The organism is Streptomyces shenzhenensis (assembly GCF_021462265.1).
In the GTDB taxonomy this organism is placed as follows: domain Bacteria; phylum Actinomycetota; class Actinomycetes; order Streptomycetales; family Streptomycetaceae; genus Streptomyces; species Streptomyces shenzhenensis.
In genome coordinates, this window is the sequence record NZ_JAJONF010000018.1 from 133287 (window position 1) to 148567 (window position 15281).

Here is a 15281-nt window from a genome sequence, read left to right on the forward strand (position 1 = left end):
GGCAGGTTCCCGCGGACCGGGTTTCCGAATGTTTCCGGAACAACACGAAGGCGGACCATCCGTTCGGACGGTCCGCCTTCGACTTCTGTGGAGCTAAGGAGAATTGAACTCCTGACCTCCTGCATGCCATGCAGGCGCTCTACCAACTGAGCTATAGCCCCGTGTTTCGTTCCGCCCGGTTTCCCTGGCGGCGACGCCAACATTACACGGTGGACGGGGTGCACCACCAAATCGTTTCCGTTCTATGCGGATACGGGCGCTAGTGTCGGACTCCGTGACCGTGATCGCGTTCTCCGAGACCCGGCGCCGGGTGCCGGTGGCCCTGGGGGCGTGTCTCCTGTCGTTCACGGTGTTCTGGCTGGCCCAGCGGGCCGCGCACGTGTCGATGATCGACCTGATGGTCTACCGGGCGGAGGGGGCGACCGTCCGCGCGGGCGGCGATCTCTACGCGCTGCGTACGACGTCGGCTCACCTGCCGTCCACCTACCCCCCGTTCGCGGCGCTGCTGTTCACCCCGCTGACGCTGCTGGACGTCACGGGCATGCGCTTGCTGGCGACGGCGGGGAACCTCGCCCTGCTGCTGGTGTTCGTGGGGCTGTCCGCCCGGCTCGTCGGTCACGCGCGCGTGGAGCGCGTCCTGTGGGTCGCGGCGGCGGCGGTCTGGTGCGAGCCCGTGTGGACGACCGTGCGCTACGGGCAGGTCAATCTGCTGCTGGCCGTACTGGTGCTGTGGGATCTGTCACGTCGTCCCCCCGAACACCCGGGCCGCTGGGCGGGGGTGGGCATGGGGCTCGCGGCCGCGGTCAAGCTGACACCCGCCCTGTTCGCGGTGTTCCTGCTCGCCACGGGCCTGACCGCGCGCCTCACAGGACGGGACGGGGGTCCGTGGCTGCGGCACGCGCGCGGGGCGGCGGCCGCCTTCACGGCGGCGACCCTGCTGGCGGCGGCAGTCCTGCCGTACGACTCGTGGCGGTTCTGGACCGGGATGGTGTTCCGGACGGGGCGGGTGGGGCGGGCCGAGGAGACCGCGAATCAGGCCCTGCGTGGCGTTCTGGCGCGTTTGCTGCACACTTCCGAGCCGGGAACCGTCTGGGGCGCCGCGGCGGCCCTGACGGCCCTCCTGGGGCTCGCGCTGGCGGTGACGGCGGAGTTGCGGGGCCGGCGGGCCTGGGCGGTGGCCGTCTGCGCGGTGACCGCGCTGCTGGTCAGCCCGGTCTCCTGGTCGCACCACTGGGTGTGGTGCGTGCCGGTGGTGCTGCTGCTGTGGACGCACGGGCAGCGGACGGCGGCCGCGGCCACGGTGCTCGTCTTCTGCTCGTACGCCCTGTGGTGGGTGCCGCACGGACCCGGACGGCCCGAACTGCGCCAGGACGCGGTCGCCTTGACGCTGTCGGGCCTCTACACCGTCACCGGGCTGCTGTTCCTCGTGCTCGCCCGGACATCGTTGCCGAAGCCGGGCCCCGTTCAGGCCGTGACGAACGAATAGAACCGCTTGAGCGTGCAGTGCTCTTCGAGGAGCCGGCCGTAGATCGGCTCGCCCTCCAGCTCACGGTAGGTCTCGATCGGGTCGCCTTTTATGATCAGCGCCCGCGCGCATTCCTCGCACCAGTACTGGTAGTCGGGATTGATCGGCTCCATGTCGCGGACAATCGGGGTACCGCTCCCGCACCAGTCGCATTTCCGCCTGTGTGCACCCATCGATCAGCTCCAGCTGTGGCCGCAGGCCGTGCACACGTAGGAGATCCCGCCGTTGTCGCCCAGCACTTGGGCGACATGCACGGAACCGCAGGAAGGGCAGAGCAGCCGGGTGATCGTGTCCCGTATCAACGCCGCACCGAGGAGGTGGCCGCCCTCCTCAAGGATGCTCGCAGGCATCGCTACTCCTCCCGTCGGGCCGCGCCCCCTTCCGGCCGTTTGATTCTGCCACGGCCGGACCAATACGGTCAGCGACGCCTCAGTACCAGTCCGGACACGGCCCCCGCTGCCGCCGTCGCGGCGAGCGCCCATGCACAGGCTGACAGCGCCTCCGCAGAGGTATACGCCTGCGGGCCCCCAACTGACTCAAGCCGGTTCAAGAACAGTGTGCCGAACGCGGCGACGCCCATGAGCTGGCCCAGCTGGGTGACGGTCGCGAGGAGTCCGCTGGCGTCCGCCGCGTCCTCGGGGCGCACGGTTGCGAGCGCGCCGGTGAGCGTGGGGCTGAACGCGAGCGCGAGCCCCGCGCCCACTCCGGCGTACGCCACATAGAGCTGCGCGCCTCCGTCGCCGCCCCCGTGGAAGGCCAGCCCGACACCGGCCACGCCCAGTGCGGTGAGGACGAACCCGGCCGGGGTCAGCGCCCGCTGCCAGGAGCCCGGCCACCTGCGCCAGGTGAGGGCGACCGCCCCGAAGGCGACGGCGGTCGGCACGAAGGTGAGGCCGGCGCGCAGCGCGCTGTAGCCGAGGCCGCTCTGGACGTGCAGGGTGAGGGTGAAGAGGAATCCGGCGTTGACGGCCATGGCGGCGAGGATGCGCAGGACGGCCAGGCCCATCCCGGGATGGCGCAGCACCCGGGGCGCGACGATCGGGGCGCCCCCGCGGTGGGCCAGCCTCGACTCGTAGCCGCAGAACAGTGTGAACAGGAGCACGGCGGCGGCCAGGGACAGCCAGGACCACAGCGGCCAGTCCTCCTCCTGGCCGAGCACCAGCGGAACCGTCAGCAGCGACACGGCGGCGCCCAGCAGGACCAGGCCGGGCAGGTCCAGGCCGCGGGCCCGCTCGGGACCGGATCCCGCGCCGAGCGGCAGGACGCGCCGGCCAAGGACGAGGAGTGCGGCGCCGACGGGCACGTTGACGAGGAAGACCGGCCGCCAGCCGGTGCCGAACAGGTCGGCGCTGACCAGGAAACCGCCGACGACCTGCCCGGCCGCGGCGCCGACCGCGAGGACCGCCGAGTAGGCGCCGAGCGCCCGGACGCGGGCCTCGCCGGTGAAGGCGCGCTGGATGATGCTGAGGACCTGCGGGATCATCACCGCCGATCCGGCGCCCTGCACCAGCCGGAACACGATCAGCTCGGTGGCGCCCTGGGCCAGCCCGCAGGCGAGCGACGCGGTGGTGAACAGGGCGAGGCCGGCGAGGTGGGCCCGGCCGTGGCCGAACCGGTCGCCGAGCCGGGCGCCGGTGATCAGCAGCACCGAGTAGGTGATGGCGTAGCCGGCCACGACCAACTGCAAGTCGGCGCCGGAGGCGTGGAGTTGGGAACCCATGGTGGGGGCCGCGACGTTCACGATGAAGACGTCCAGCACGGCCATGAAGAGGGCCGCGAGGACGGCCGCGAGGAGCAGCCGGGGCCGGTTGTCAGTGCCGGGTGTTTCACTTCTGGCAGGGGCCGGAGCGGGTGCGGGACCCGGGCCCGTCCGGGATGTGGTCGTCATGCGTCCGAGCGTGGTGGCGGCCCGGTAAGGGTGCCGAGAGCCCGCCGATGCTGGTACTGGCAGCACCTGGCAGCGGGCGGGCGCTGCGCCCACGATGGAAGACGTGACGACGGGGGGCGTGACGATGGCGACGACAGCACACCGCCGCAGGCCGGAGCTGGCCGCGTTCCTGCGCAGCAGGCGGGCCCGGGTGCAGCCGGCGGACGTCGGGATGCCGCCGGGGCTGCGGCGGCGCACACCAGGGCTGCGCCGGGAGGAGGTCGCCCAGCTCTCGGGCGTGGGTGTGACCTGGTACACGTGGCTGGAGCAGGGCCGGCCGATCAACGCGTCGGCGCAGGTGCTGGACGCGGTGGCGCGGACGCTGAGGCTGGACCCGCCGGAGCGGGAGCATCTGTACCGGCTGGCGGAGGTGCCGTTCGCCCCGGTGCCGGAAGGGCTGTCCCGGTCGGTCGGCGCGGAGGTGCAGGGCATCCTCGACGCGCTCGACCCGCTGATGGCGGTGGTGTACACCTCGCGTTACGACGTGCTGGCCACCAACGCCGCCTACCAGGATCTGTTCCTGGTGCCGGAGACGGTGCGGATCGGCGTGCCGAACGTGCTGTGGACGCTGTTCACGGTCCCGGAAGAGGCCTGCCCGGTGGTGCAGCGGGAGTGTGAACTGCCGATGATGGTGGCGACCCTGCGGTCCTCCTACGGCAGGCATGTCGGTGAGCCGGCCTGGGAGGACTTCATACGGGCGCTGTCCCAGGCCAGCGGGTACTTCGCCCGGTTGTGGACGAACGGGGCGGTGGTGCAGCCGGGGCCGAGGGTGAAGACGTTCCGTCATGAGGCGGTGGGTGAGCTGCGGATGAGGTCTCAGTCGCTGTCGATCGACGGGATGCCGGAGGCGCGGATCGTGGTCTACACCCCGGAGGACGAAGAGTCGCGGGAGCGGACGGCGTTGCTGCGCAAGCGCAGGCAGCGGCTGTGGCCGGTGACGGAGGAGAAGGCGACCGAGATCATCCGGGAGTGGAACGCAGGAAATCCCGCCCTCTGAAGAGGACGGGATTCTCACTCACCGATCTTCGACAACTCGACAGTGTGCTGAGTGCCGATCTGTGGAGCTAAGGAGAATTGAACTCCTGACCTCCTGCATGCCATGCAGGCGCTCTACCAACTGAGCTATAGCCCCTTGCGTTCTTCCCGTCTTTCCGCTCGGCGGGGTGAACAAGAAGAACTTTAGCCTGCGACCTGCCGGAAAGTGAAATCCGGATCCCGGCGAGGTCAGGTGGGTCGGCGGACCCTCAGTCGTCGTCGCCGAGGACGGGCTCCGGGAGGGTGCCGGCGTTGTGTTCCAGGAGCCGCCAGCCGCGGGCGCCTTCGCCGAGCACGGACCAGCAGCAGTTGGTGAGGCCGCCGAGGCTCTCCCAGTGCCGGGACTCCAGGCCCAGGAGGCGGCCGATGGTGGTGCGGATGGTGCCGCCGTGGCTGACGATCACGAGGGTGCCGTCCTCGGGGAGTTTCTCGGCGTGCCGGAGCACGACGGGGGCGGCCCGGTCGGCGACCTCGGTCTCCAGTTCGCCGCCGCCGCGGCGGACCGGCTCGCCACGTTTCCAGGCGGCGTACTCGTCGCCGTGGCGGGCGATGATCTCCTCGTGGGTGAGGCCCTGCCACACGCCCGCGTAGGTCTCCCGCAGTCCCTCGTCGCGGGTCACGTCGAGGGAGGTGAGGGCGGCGAGCTGGGCGGCCGTGTCGACGGCCCGCCGCAGGTCGGAGGAGACGATCGCGTCGGGGCCCAGGGAGGCGAGCAGACGGGCCGCACGGCGGGCCTGGCCGATGCCGGTCTCGGTGAGCTCGACGTCGGTGGAGCCCTGGAAGCGGCGCTCCACGTTCCAGGCGGTCTGGCCGTGCCGCCACAGGATGATGCGGCGACCGCGGCCCCGGCGGTCGGTCACCTCGCCCGTGGCACTCATCACCACTCCCCGCCCGGCTCGCCGGTGTCCTCGGCGGCCTGCAGCCTGGCGTGCTCCGCAGCCTTGCCGCGGGTGGCCTTGGCGTCGGCCGGCAGTTCGATCTCGGGGCAGTCCTTCCACAGCCGCTCCAGGGCGTAGAAGACGCGCTCCTCGCTGTGCTGGACGTGGACGACGATGTCGACGTAGTCGAGCAGGATCCAGCGGGACTCACGGTCGCCCTCGCGGCGCACCGGCTTGGCGCCGAGTTCCTTCTGCAGGCGTTCCTCGATCTCGTCGACGATCGACTTGACCTGGCGGTCGTTGGGCGCGGAGGCCAGCAGGAAGGCGTCCGTGATCGACAGGACGTCGCTGACGTCGTAGGCGATGACGTCGTGGGCGAGCTTGTCGGCGGCCGCCTGGGCGGCGGCGGTGATGAGCTCGATGGAACGGTCGGTTGCGGTCACTGCGTGGCTTTCCCTCGGCGGTCGTTTGCCCTCAAGGGTCTCACGGACCGCCGGGCGCACCCCACGCGATTACCGCGTCACGTGGGGTGCGACGGCCTGCCGCTCAGGAGGAGGACGGCTTGTAGTCCTGGCCGAGGACGACCGAGACGTCGGCGCCCGAGCCGACCGTGCCCTTCTGGACGGCGCCGGTGCCGAGGCCGAGGGTCTTGGCGACCTCGGTGGCGTTCTGCTTGTCGGCGGCGTCGGAGTACAGCACCTTGGAGCGGGCCTGGGTGCCGGAGGCCGTGCCGCCTTCCAGGAAGGTGTAGCCGCCGTTGACGAGGACCACACGGGCCTTCTCGGTGTCGTCCTTGACGCCGGTGGCGTTCTGGACGGAGACGCGGACCGCGGAGCCCGCCGAGGGGCTCTTGGCGGTGCCGCCGAGGATGTCCTTGACGACGCTGGAGCTGGTCTCGGCGCTGAGCGTGCCGTCGCTCTGCACGGGCAGCAGGGCGGTCTTGTAGTCGCCGTCCTTGGCGAGGTCGGCGAGCTTGGCGAGGAACGTGCCGAGGTCGCTGTCGGTCAGGGACGGGTCGAGGATCTGGGCGAGGGTCTGCACGGTGGTCGTCGCGGCGGAGGCGTCGGAGGACATCTTACGCAGCACGCCCTGCATGACCTGCCCGAACCGCTCCAGCTGGGCGTTCTGGGCCTCGCCGGGGGCGCGGTAGGTGGCGTAGGCGACGGCGGCCTTGCCTCCGAGGGTCTGGTCCTTGCCCTGGTGGACGAGAAGCTCCTCGCCCTTCTTCTTGGCGTCCGGGTCGGGGACGTCGGCGTTGGTGTCGATGTCGATGTTGCCGACGAGTTCGACGAGGTTCTGCAGGTAGGGGGTGTCGAGTCGCCAGGTGCCCTCGATGCTGGTGCCGAGGACGGTGTCGAGCTGGTCGCGGGTGCCGGAGGAGCCGTCGTCGTCGACGGACTTGGCGAGGGTCGTGGTGGTGCCGTCGTCGTCGGTGAGGGCGAGGGAGTTGGGCAGCAGGACGGTGCTGCCCTGCTTGGTGGTGGTGTTGTCCACGAGGAGCACGGTCGAGGTGCCGCCACCGCCGGTGTTGTGCAGGTGGACGACGATCACGTCGCGTTTCTGGGCGGCCGCGGAGGTCGTCGTGCCGGCCTTGGTGCCGGAGGAGTGCAGACCGGGGAGTTTTCCGGCGTACCACAGGTAGCCGACACCGCCGACGGCCACCAGGGCGAGGACGACGACCATGGCGATCACGCGGCTGCGGGCGCGGCGCTTGGCCTCCTCGCGGCGCTCGGTGCGGTTCTCGGTGAAGTTCAGCCAGTCGATGACGTCCTCGGAGTCACCGTCGGGCTGTTCGACGAACGCGAACTGGCCGGTGTGGTAGTCCCGTTCGTCGTCGTCCGGCCGGGGAGCGGCAAACTGGTCGGCGGGTCCGGCCTGCTGCGGGATGTGCGCGGTCTGTTCGGCGACCCGGGGCTGCCGGCCGCTGGTGGCCGCCTGCCCGTAGGGGTCGTAGGCGGCGTGGCCGCCGGTGCCGTACGGGTCGTACGCGGGCGTGGCCGGCTGCTGCCCGGTGTCGTAGACGGGGGGCTGCTGTCCCGTGTCGTAGGACGGCGCGGCCTGCTGGGCGGCGCCGGCGTACGGGTCGTAACCGTAGCCCTGCCCCTGGCCTTGCCCCTGGCCCTGACCTTGGCGCTGCTGGCCCGCGTAGGGGTCGTAGGTCTGCTGCTGTTGAGCCGGGATCTGGCGGTACACCGGCTGTCCGTACTCGTCGTAGCCGACGAGTACGTACTGGTCGTTTCCGTAGCCCGCGTCGTATCGGTCGTTCACCGGTGCCCCTCTCGGCTCACTCGCCGCGGTACAGCTCGCGCTTGTCGATGTAGCGCACGACTCCGTCGGGCACCATGTACCAGATGGGGTCGCCTTTGGCGACTCTCGCACGGCAGTCTGTGGAGGAGATGGCGAGCGCGGGAACCTCCACCAGCGACACGCCGCCCTCGGGGAGACCGCGGTCGGTCAGATGGTGACCGGGCCGGGTGCAGCCGATGAAGTGGGCCAGGGAGAAGAGTTCCTCCGAGTCCCGCCAGGTGAGGATCTGGCCGAGCGCGTCGGCGCCGGTGATGAAGTACAGGTCGGTGTCGGGGTTGAGCGCCCGCAGATCGCGCAGGGTGTCGACGGTGTAGGTGGGGCCGCCGCGGTCGATGTCGATACGGCTGACGGAGAACTGCGGGTTCTCCGCGGTCGCGATGACCGTCATCAGGTAGCGGTCCTCGGCCGGCGAGACGGCGCGGGCGGTCTTCTGCCACGGCTGCCCGGTGGGCACGAACACCACCTCGTCGAGGTGGAACTGTGCGGCGACCTCGCTGGCCGCCACGAGGTGACCGTGGTGGATCGGGTCGAACGTTCCGCCCATGACGCCGAGGCGGCGTTTGCCGGTGTGCGCGGGGCCCGCCGGCGTGTACCGGGGGGTCGTCACCGTGTGGCCGGCGTAGTCGGCTTCATCATGCACCGGACCGGTAGGCATGTCCTGCTCTCCCATGCGTGCAGACCCTACCGGCCCGGCCCGCGGGCCCCGCCCGGAGGACCGGTGCCGGGCTCGGCGTCCGGCTCAGCGGTCGCGGTTGAAGCGGGTGGTGATCCACAGCAGGAGCAGCAGGATGACGAGGGCGCTGCCGCCGGTGACGGCCGGGTTGAGGCTGTTGTGGTTGCCGCCCTCGGCGGCGAGGGTGACCATCTGGGCAGCGGCGCTGTGAAGATTCATCATCTGCGGCAGGACCTATCGCGTGTGGACGGGATAAAGATGTCGGCCCATCGTATGCGGGCGGCCCGGCGGCGATCACCCCGACTCCTCCGTTGGACCGACGTCCGGAACGATCCCGGCGGCTCAGTCGTCCTTCTGTTTGTACCCGCGCAGCAGGAACCAGGCGGTCAGTGCGCAGCCGACGAACATGACGACGATGACGACCCGGAGCAGATCGCCCGAGCCCTGGTGCTGGGCGGCGCTCGCGGCCTGGTCGAGCCAGGCGGCCGGGGGGTGGTGCTCCATGAGACTCCTTCGGCTGTACTGCCCGTCCACGGTATCGCCGCCTAGGCTGGGCCCTGCTTCGGGGGCACACAGTGGACACTCACGCACCTGGGGGATGACATGTCCGACGACGGCCACGAGCAGAACGGGCACGAGCGCGTGCCGAGCAGGCAGCGCAGGCGGTTCCCGGGGATCTCCTCGCGTGCGTACGAGCATCCGGCGGACCGTTCGGCGCTGGTGGCGCTGCGCAAGCTCAGCGGCTTCGACGCGGTGTTCAAGGCGCTCAGCGGGCTCCTTCCGGAGCGGAGTCTCAGGCTGCTGTTCCTGTCCGACTCGGTCCGGGTGTCCGACCAGCAGTTCGCACACCTGAACGACATGCTGCGGGACGCCTGTTACATCCTGGACCTGGAGAAGGTCCCGCCGATGTACGTGACGCAGGACCCGCAGCCGAACGCGATGTGCATCGGCCTGGACGAGCCGCTCATCGTGGTGACCACGGGACTGGTGGAACTGCTCGACGAGGAGGAGATGCGCGCGGTCGTCGGCCACGAGGTGGGGCACGCCCTGTCCGGGCACTCGGTGTACCGGACGATCCTGCTGTTCCTGACCAGTCTCGCCCTCAAGGTCGCCTGGATACCGCTGGGGAATCTGGCGATCCTGGCGATCGTGACAGCCCTGCGGGAGTGGTTCCGCAAGTCGGAGCTGTCCGCGGACCGGGCCGGTCTGCTGGTGGGCCAGGACGTGCGGGCCTCGATGCGCGGACTGATGAAGATCGCGGGCGGCAACCACCTGCACGAGATGAACGTGGACGCGTTCCTGCAGCAGGCCGAGGAGTACGAGGCGGGCGGTGACCTGCGCGACTCGGTGCTGAAGATCCTCAACGTACTGCCGCGCTCGCACCCCTTCACCACGGTCCGCGCGGCCGAGCTGAAGAAGTGGGCCGAGTCCCGTGACCACCAGCGGATCATGGACGGTCACTACCCGCGGCGCACCGAGGACAAGGACACCTCGGTCGGCGACTCGTTCAAGGAGTCCGCGGCGAGCTACGCCGACGACGTGAAGAGCTCCAAGGACCCGCTGATGAAGCTGGTCACGGACATCGCGGGCGGGGCGGGCGGACTGGGCGGCCGGGTCAGGCGCGGCTTCGAGGGGTTCACGAGCGCGCCGTCACCGAAGGACGCGTCACCGAAGGACACGCCGCCGCAGGACACTCCCCCGCGGGGCGACGAGGAGTAGACGACGAGGAGCTGTCAGACCTTCGGCTCGGCCGCCGCGGCCAGCGTCCCGCACAGGGCGGTGGCGCTGTCCGTGGCGAACGGGTCCGTGCCCGCCGGGCCGCCCGCCTTGGCCGTCTGGCCGGCCAGCAGGGGGTGCAGGTGGTCGGCGGCGTCCTCCGCGCAGGACAGCGGGCCCGCCTGGACGTAGGAGACGACCAGCTGGGTCTGGTGCAGGCGCAGGTCGTCGCGGTCGAAGCGGAAGGTCAGCTCACGGCGGACGGTGAACAGCGAGACCTGGGCGCCGGCCGGGGCTCCGGTGGGCCGCAGCGCGTAGACGAAGGTGTGGTCGGCGGTGACCTCCAGGGTGGCCGGGTCGGTCTCGGCGGCCGTCAGGTTGCCCTGGACACGGATCTTCGGGTCGGCGAGTTCGGCGCGGGTGGGGTCGAAGCGGACCAGCCATCCGGTGAGGGCGTGCCGGCCGTCCGCCGTGGGGTGGTCGACGCTCTGGTCGAACTGGTCGAGCTGACCGGGGTCGAGCAGCGCCCGCGTGGGCCGCACCTCGCTGCTGTCGAGGACCTCGGGGTAGAGCGAGGAGCGGACGAGGTAGTCCTTGGCCGTGGTCAGTGCGGTGACCACCTGGCTGTCGGAGAAGTGCGCGGTGCTCCGCGCGGCCGGCAGCGGTATCCCCTCGGCGCCGACCTCGTACTGCGCGGCGGGGCTGTGCGCGAACAGGGTCTCGGCGTCGGCGGCGCCGGGCACCGTGCCCTGCGGGGAGAGCGGGATGACGGTCATCCGCAGCGGTTCGACGGGCTGCTGGGCTTCGTCGGTGCCGTAGGGGTGGCGTACGCCCATGTAGATCGCGGTGCCGAAGGCGACCAGGATCAGCACGACGAGGATCAGGGCCTGCCGGGTGAGGCCCCGGCGCAGGGGCGGGCGACGGCGTACGGCGGGGGCGTGGTCGGTCATGCGTTCGCGCGCGGAGGACTCCTGGAGGCGGGCAGCCCGGACGAACGATTCGTCGAAGACGACGGATCGGTACTCGTCCTCACCACCCACGGGGCCGCCCTCGGGTGTCCCCTCAGGTGGGTCTCCTGGCCCGCCCATACTTTCAGAGTAGGTCTCGGGAGCCTCAGGTAAACGCCCTGCTACACGACAACTTCTGACAGGTTCTCACCACGACTGCCACCAGGGCGGTCGCGGCCGGTCAGGGGGTGCGCGGGAGCGCGGAGGCCGCCGGCTTGGCGGGCTGGGAGTAGTCGGCGGACACCGAGGGCACCGCCGCGGTGCCCTGTTCCTGGCCGGTGGAGGGGGGCCTGGGCACCTGGTCGCGGCTGCCGCCCGAGGAGGCGCCGCGGTAGACCGCGGCGAAGGCGAGGGCGACCATGCCGACACCCATGACGACGGCGAGCATCCAGGCGACGGGACGGTGCCAGCGGACGTGTTTGCCGTACGTCCCGGCGGCGCCGTATCCGTCGTCGAGTCCGTCGGCGTCGTCCAGGTCGTCGAGTTCGCCGGCGTGCCCGAACTCGGGGCCGTCGGAGCCGTAGCTGTCGTCGTAGCGCTCGCCTCTGGCGTGGGCACGGCGGGCCTCGGCCTCGGAGGCCTCGGCTCTGGCCTGGGCGGCGGCAAGGAGGCGTTCGACGGCGGTCGGCTCGTGGACCACGGCCGCCTTCACGAAGGCCTCGTCGAAGACCACGGTGTCGAATTCTTCGTCCGACATCCCGTGGTCATGGTCGTCGTCGGGGTCCCAGCCGTCGGAAAACGGCGTGCCCCCCACGTCCTCCGGCACGGGTCCAGAGTAGACCTGGGGGGTCAATTTGGGCAGACGGTATGGAAATTCATAGGCCGGGTGAGACGCCTCTCACGCCGGTCCCGCGGCCCGTACGCCCTTCCGCGCGCGCCTACGGCGTGCGTACGGCCTTCCGCGCCCCCTGCCGCGACGGGGCGCCGCCGTCCGGGTGCACGGGCGTCAGCGGCGGATGTGACCGTCGCCGGTGACGATGTACTTGGTGCTGGTCAGCTCCGGCAGGCCCATGGGGCCGCGGGCGTGCAGCTTCTGCGTGGAGATGCCGATCTCGGCGCCGAAGCCGAACTGGCCGCCGTCGGTGAACCGGGTGGAGGCGTTCACGGCGACGGTGGTGGAGTCGACCAGTTGGGTGAAGCGGCGGGCGGCCTGCTGTGAGGTGGTGACGATGGCCTCGGTGTGCCCGGAGGTCCACAGCCGGATGTGCTCGACGGCCTTGTCGAGGGAGTCGACGACGGCGGCGGCGATGTCGTACGACAGGTACTCGGTCTCCCAGTCCTCCGGGACCGCCTCGACGACGGTCGCCTTGGAGTCCTTGGCGTAGGCGAGGACGCGTTCGTCGGCGTGCACGGTGACACCGGCCTCGGCCAGGGCGTCCAGGGCGCGCGGCAGGAACTCGGGGGCGATGTCCTGGTGGACGAGGAGGGTCTCGGCGGCGTTGCAGACGCTGACCCGCTGCGCCTTGGAGTTGATGAGGATGTCGACGGCCATGTCGATGTCGGCGTGGGCGTCGACGTAGACGTGGCAGTTGCCGGTGCCGGTCTCGATGACCGGGACCTTCGACTCCATGACGACGGTCTGAATGAGGGAGGCGCCGCCGCGCGGGATGAGGACGTCGACGAGGCCGCGGGCGCGCATCAGCTCGTGGACGGACTCGCGGCCCTCGCCGGGCACCAGCTGGATCGCGTCGGCGGGCAGCCCGGCGCCGCCGACGGCGTCGCGCAGGACCCTCACCAGCGCCGTGTTCGACTCGTAGGCGGAGGCGGAGCCGCGCAGCAGGACCGCGTTGCCGGACTTCAGGCAGAGGGCGGCGGCATCGACGGTGACGTTCGGGCGGGCCTCGTAGATGATGCCGACGACGCCGAGCGGGACGCGGACCTGGCGCAGGTCGATGCCGTTGGGGAGGGTGGAACCGCGGACGACCTCGCCGACCGGGTCGGGCAGCTTCGCCACGTCGCGGACGTCGGAGGCGATGGCGCGGACCCGCTCGGGCGTGAGGGTGAGGCGGTCGATGATCGCCTCACTGGTGCCGTTCTCGCGGGCCTTGGCGATGTCCTTGGCGTTGGCCTCGACGATCTCGCTCGTACGGACCTCCAGGGCGTCCGCGACGGCGAGCAGCGCGTCGTCCTTCACGGCACGCGGCAGCGGCGCGAGGTCGGCGGCGGCGGCCTTGGCACGGTAGGCGGCCTGGGTGACCGGGGACATGGCGTCGTACGGCGAGAGCGTGGTCATGAGGGAAGGGTAGTGCGCCCCGGCCGGCCGTTCACGCGTCATCCCACACCGCGAGACGTGGCGCAAAACGGGTGAATACCGGCCGGTGCCGGGGCGGTGTCAGAAGGGGTGGATGCCGACCGGTGTGGCGGGCGGCGGGCCGTGGCCCTCGGCGATCCGCTGATGGTAGGTGGCGCGGTCGATGACCTCGAGACCGACGATCTCCCAAGCCGGCAGACCGGCGGTCTGGCGGTGCTCGCCCCACAGGCGCAGGGCGACGGCGGCGGCGTCGTGGAGGTCGCGGGCCTCTTCCCAGTAGCGGATCTCGGCGTGGTCGCAGGCGTAGCGGCTGGTGAGGAGGAACGGGTGGTCGTGGGCCAGTTGTTCGAGTCCGCGGCGCAGTTCCGGCAGGGGGACATCGGCACCGCACACGCTGAGGGTGACGTGCCACAGGCGTGGCAGGTCCTTCGGCTCCTCGTAGGTGTCCCCGGCCGCGACGCTCGTCAGAGCACCGCGGGAGGCCGCAGCCCCAGGGCGCACTCGTCTCACGACGGTCTCCTTCAGCTGTGCTCGTGCGGAACGTGGTCCTGAGACAAAGTTGAGCAGGCCGCAAGGGTTCGTGTGGCGGTTTTACGGAACGTCCCCCACCGGGGTCCGTCGTAACGTCCTGTTTTACGGGTGCAGGATCACCAGGTCGTCCCTGTGTACGACCTCGCGTTCGTACGCGGGGCCCAGTTCCCGTGCCAGCTCCCTGGTCGAGCGCCCGATCAGCTGGGGGATCTCCTTGGCGTCGAAACTGACGAGCCCGCGGGCCACCGCGTGTCCGCCGGTGTCACGGAGTTCGACCGGGTCACCGGCGGCGAACTCGCCCTCCACGGCGGCGATCCCGGCCGGCAGCAGCGACTTGCGGCCCTCGACGATCGCGCGGACGGCGCCGTCGTCGAGGGTGAGCGAGCCCTGCGGGGTGGAGGCGTGCTGAAGCCACAGGAGGCGGTCTGCGGACCGTTTGCCGGTGGGGTGGAAGTAGGTGCCGGTGTCAGCACCGGAGAGCGCGTCGGCGGCGTGCACGGCGCTCGTGAGGACCACCGGGATGCCCGCGGCGGCGGCGATCCTGGCGGCCTCGACCTTGGTGACCATCCCGCCGGTGCCGACACCCGCCTTCCCGGCGCTGCCGATCTCGACGCCCGCAAGGTCCTCGGGACGCTTCACCTCCGCTATCCGCGAGGTGCCGGGCCTGCTGGGGTCGCCGTCGTAGACGCCGTCGACGTCGGAGAGCAGGACCAGCAGGTCGGCGTGGACGAGATGGGCGACGAGGGCGGCGAGTCGGTCGTTGTCGCCGAAGCGGATCTCGTCGGTGGCGACGGTGTCGTTCTCGTTGACGACCGGCAGCGCGCCCATCGCGAGCAGTTTGTCGAGGGTGCGGGAGGCGTTGCGGTGGTGGGCGCGGCGGCTCATGTCGTCGGAGGTGAGCAGGACCTGTCCGACGCGGACGGCGTAGCGGGCGAAGGAGGCGGTGTAGCGGGCGACGAGCAGGCCCTGGCCGACGCTGGCGGCGGCCTGCTGGCGGGCCAGGTCCCGGGGGCGGCGGCGCAGGCCGAGCGGGGCGAGTCCGGCGGCGATGGCACCGGAGGAGACGAGGACGATCTCCCTCGCTCCCTCGCCGCGGCTCTTGGCCAGGACGTCGACGAGCGCGTCGACCCGGTCGGCGTCCAGGCCCCCGGAGGCGGTGGTCAGTGAGGAGGAGCCCACCTTGACGACGATCCTGCGGGCCTCGCCGACGGCCTGCCTAGCCCTTGCCACGTCCTGTCCCCACTTCCTTGCGCGTGGCAGCAATCTACGCGAAGGGGACCGATGGCAGCCCGGCCGTCCAGCCTCCGGACAGGCCCCGGCCCAGTGCAGGACCGGCGATCGGCAGGCGATCGACAGAACAGTGCGTGACGGTTCGCACACTTACCGCACTTGGCAAAAAGGTTGTGTTGACTGTCTATGGAAAACGAAACG

At 71.0% G+C, this 15281-nt stretch carries 17 protein-coding genes and 2 tRNA genes; 3 read left to right on the forward strand and 16 right to left on the reverse strand.

Translation table 11 applies throughout. The annotated features are described in order from the left end of the window. Positions 1 to 88: 88 nt before the first annotated feature. Positions 89 to 161, reverse strand: a tRNA-Ala gene (locus LQ326_RS23555). Positions 162 to 274: 113 nt separating this feature from the next. Between LQ326_RS23555 and LQ326_RS23560 the strand changes: the two genes are divergently transcribed. After that, positions 275 to 1486, forward strand: coding sequence for a glycosyltransferase 87 family protein (locus LQ326_RS23560; RefSeq protein ID WP_372496932.1), 1212 nt, complete (start codon positions 275 to 277; stop codon positions 1484 to 1486). Here the strand turns inward: LQ326_RS23560 and LQ326_RS23565 are convergent. The 3 genes from LQ326_RS23565 to LQ326_RS23575 form a co-directional block, all read right to left on the reverse strand. Continuing rightward, positions 1465 to 1698, reverse strand: a complete 234-nt coding sequence (locus LQ326_RS23565) for a hypothetical protein (protein WP_006136074.1) — start codon at positions 1696 to 1698, stop codon at positions 1465 to 1467. The two genes, LQ326_RS23560 and LQ326_RS23565, sit on opposite strands and share 22 nt — an antisense overlap. Positions 1699 to 1701: 3 nt before the next feature. Next, positions 1702 to 1875, reverse strand: coding sequence for a hypothetical protein (locus LQ326_RS23570; RefSeq protein WP_107483215.1), 174 nt, complete (start codon positions 1873 to 1875; stop codon positions 1702 to 1704). Between the two features lie 68 nt (positions 1876 to 1943). Continuing rightward, positions 1944 to 3413, reverse strand: coding sequence for an MFS transporter (locus LQ326_RS23575; protein WP_268207432.1), 1470 nt, complete (start codon positions 3411 to 3413; stop codon positions 1944 to 1946). Positions 3414 to 3507: 94 nt separating this feature from the next. On the opposite strand from LQ326_RS23575, the gene LQ326_RS23580 reads away from it, so the two are divergent. Further along, positions 3508 to 4449 (forward strand): helix-turn-helix transcriptional regulator, encoded by a 942-nt coding sequence (locus tag LQ326_RS23580; RefSeq protein WP_234539471.1) that lies wholly within the window; start codon positions 3508 to 3510, stop codon positions 4447 to 4449. Between the two features lie 62 nt (positions 4450 to 4511). Here the strand turns inward: LQ326_RS23580 and LQ326_RS23585 are convergent. From LQ326_RS23585 to LQ326_RS23615, 7 genes are all read right to left on the reverse strand, one after another. Further along, positions 4512 to 4584 (reverse strand) — tRNA-Ala (locus LQ326_RS23585). A gap of 112 nt (positions 4585 to 4696) precedes the next feature. Further along, on the reverse strand, positions 4697 to 5365 hold the full coding sequence (locus LQ326_RS23590; protein ID WP_234539472.1) for a histidine phosphatase family protein: 669 nt from the start codon (positions 5363 to 5365) through the stop codon (positions 4697 to 4699). Then, positions 5365 to 5808 carry a ribosome silencing factor gene (rsfS, locus tag LQ326_RS23595; RefSeq protein WP_234539474.1) on the reverse strand — a complete coding sequence of 148 codons (444 nt, stop codon included), beginning with the start codon at positions 5806 to 5808 and terminating at the stop codon, positions 5365 to 5367. Before rsfS ends, LQ326_RS23590 begins: the two co-directional genes overlap by 1 nt. Before the next feature lie 103 nt (positions 5809 to 5911). After that, positions 5912 to 7633 (reverse strand): LCP family protein, encoded by a 1722-nt coding sequence (locus LQ326_RS23600; protein WP_234539476.1) that lies wholly within the window; start codon positions 7631 to 7633, stop codon positions 5912 to 5914. Between the two features lie 16 nt (positions 7634 to 7649). Continuing rightward, on the reverse strand, positions 7650 to 8342 hold the full coding sequence (gene nadD / locus LQ326_RS23605) for a nicotinate-nucleotide adenylyltransferase (protein ID WP_234539478.1): 693 nt from the start codon (positions 8340 to 8342) through the stop codon (positions 7650 to 7652). A gap of 69 nt (positions 8343 to 8411) precedes the next feature. Beyond that, positions 8412 to 8567, reverse strand: a complete 156-nt coding sequence (locus LQ326_RS23610; protein ID WP_234539545.1) for a hypothetical protein — start codon at positions 8565 to 8567, stop codon at positions 8412 to 8414. A 120-nt stretch (positions 8568 to 8687) separates the two neighbouring features. After that, positions 8688 to 8849, reverse strand: coding sequence for a hypothetical protein (locus LQ326_RS23615; protein ID WP_234539480.1), 162 nt, complete (start codon positions 8847 to 8849; stop codon positions 8688 to 8690). 99 nt (positions 8850 to 8948) lie between these two features. Here LQ326_RS23615 and LQ326_RS23620 point away from each other — a divergent pair, with 99 nt between their 5' ends. Beyond that, positions 8949 to 10064 carry a M48 family metallopeptidase gene (locus tag LQ326_RS23620; RefSeq protein WP_234539482.1) on the forward strand — a complete coding sequence of 372 codons (1116 nt, stop codon included), beginning with the start codon at positions 8949 to 8951 and terminating at the stop codon, positions 10062 to 10064. A gap of 14 nt (positions 10065 to 10078) precedes the next feature. Here LQ326_RS23620 and LQ326_RS23625 read toward each other — a convergent pair whose 3' ends face one another. From LQ326_RS23625 to proB, 5 genes are all read right to left on the reverse strand, one after another. Then, positions 10079 to 11149, reverse strand: a complete 1071-nt coding sequence (locus tag LQ326_RS23625) for an SCO2583 family membrane protein (RefSeq protein WP_234539484.1) — start codon at positions 11147 to 11149, stop codon at positions 10079 to 10081. A gap of 100 nt (positions 11150 to 11249) precedes the next feature. Further along, a complete protein-coding gene (locus LQ326_RS23630) occupies positions 11250 to 11834 on the reverse strand; it encodes an SCO2584 family spore wall biosynthesis protein (RefSeq protein WP_234539485.1) in 585 nt (194 codons plus the stop codon). Positions 11835 to 12014: 180 nt separating this feature from the next. Beyond that, positions 12015 to 13301, reverse strand: coding sequence for a glutamate-5-semialdehyde dehydrogenase (locus tag LQ326_RS23635; RefSeq protein ID WP_234539486.1), 1287 nt, complete (start codon positions 13299 to 13301; stop codon positions 12015 to 12017). Between the two features lie 99 nt (positions 13302 to 13400). Then, positions 13401 to 13829 (reverse strand): DUF8830 family protein, encoded by a 429-nt coding sequence (locus LQ326_RS23640; protein ID WP_234539487.1) that lies wholly within the window; start codon positions 13827 to 13829, stop codon positions 13401 to 13403. Positions 13830 to 13952: 123 nt separating this feature from the next. Continuing rightward, positions 13953 to 15080, reverse strand: a complete 1128-nt coding sequence (gene proB, locus LQ326_RS23645; RefSeq protein ID WP_234539489.1) for a glutamate 5-kinase — start codon at positions 15078 to 15080, stop codon at positions 13953 to 13955. Positions 15081 to 15281 lie beyond the last annotated feature (201 nt).

Coding starts and splice junctions, on each gene's coding strand:
- LQ326_RS23625 (WP_234539484.1), bottom strand. CDS start 11,149: ATGGGCGGGCCAGGAGACCCACCTGAGGGGACACCCGAGGGCGGCCCC.
- LQ326_RS23610 (WP_234539545.1), bottom strand. CDS start 8,567: ATGATGAATCTTCACAGCGCCGCTGCCCAGATGGTCACCCTCGCCGCC.
- LQ326_RS23570 (WP_107483215.1), bottom strand. CDS start 1,875: ATGCCTGCGAGCATCCTTGAGGAGGGCGGCCACCTCCTCGGTGCGGCG.
- LQ326_RS23565 (WP_006136074.1), bottom strand. CDS start 1,698: ATGGGTGCACACAGGCGGAAATGCGACTGGTGCGGGAGCGGTACCCCG.
- LQ326_RS23620 (WP_234539482.1), top strand. CDS start 8,949: ATGTCCGACGACGGCCACGAGCAGAACGGGCACGAGCGCGTGCCGAGC.
- LQ326_RS23575 (WP_268207432.1), bottom strand. CDS start 3,413: ATGACGACCACATCCCGGACGGGCCCGGGTCCCGCACCCGCTCCGGCC.
- LQ326_RS23635 (WP_234539486.1), bottom strand. CDS start 13,301: ATGACCACGCTCTCGCCGTACGACGCCATGTCCCCGGTCACCCAGGCC.
- nadD (WP_234539478.1), bottom strand. CDS start 8,342: ATGGGAGAGCAGGACATGCCTACCGGTCCGGTGCATGATGAAGCCGAC.
- LQ326_RS23590 (WP_234539472.1), bottom strand. CDS start 5,365: ATGAGTGCCACGGGCGAGGTGACCGACCGCCGGGGCCGCGGTCGCCGC.
- LQ326_RS23615 (WP_234539480.1), bottom strand. CDS start 8,849: ATGGAGCACCACCCCCCGGCCGCCTGGCTCGACCAGGCCGCGAGCGCC.
- LQ326_RS23580 (WP_234539471.1), top strand. CDS start 3,508: ATGGAAGACGTGACGACGGGGGGCGTGACGATGGCGACGACAGCACAC.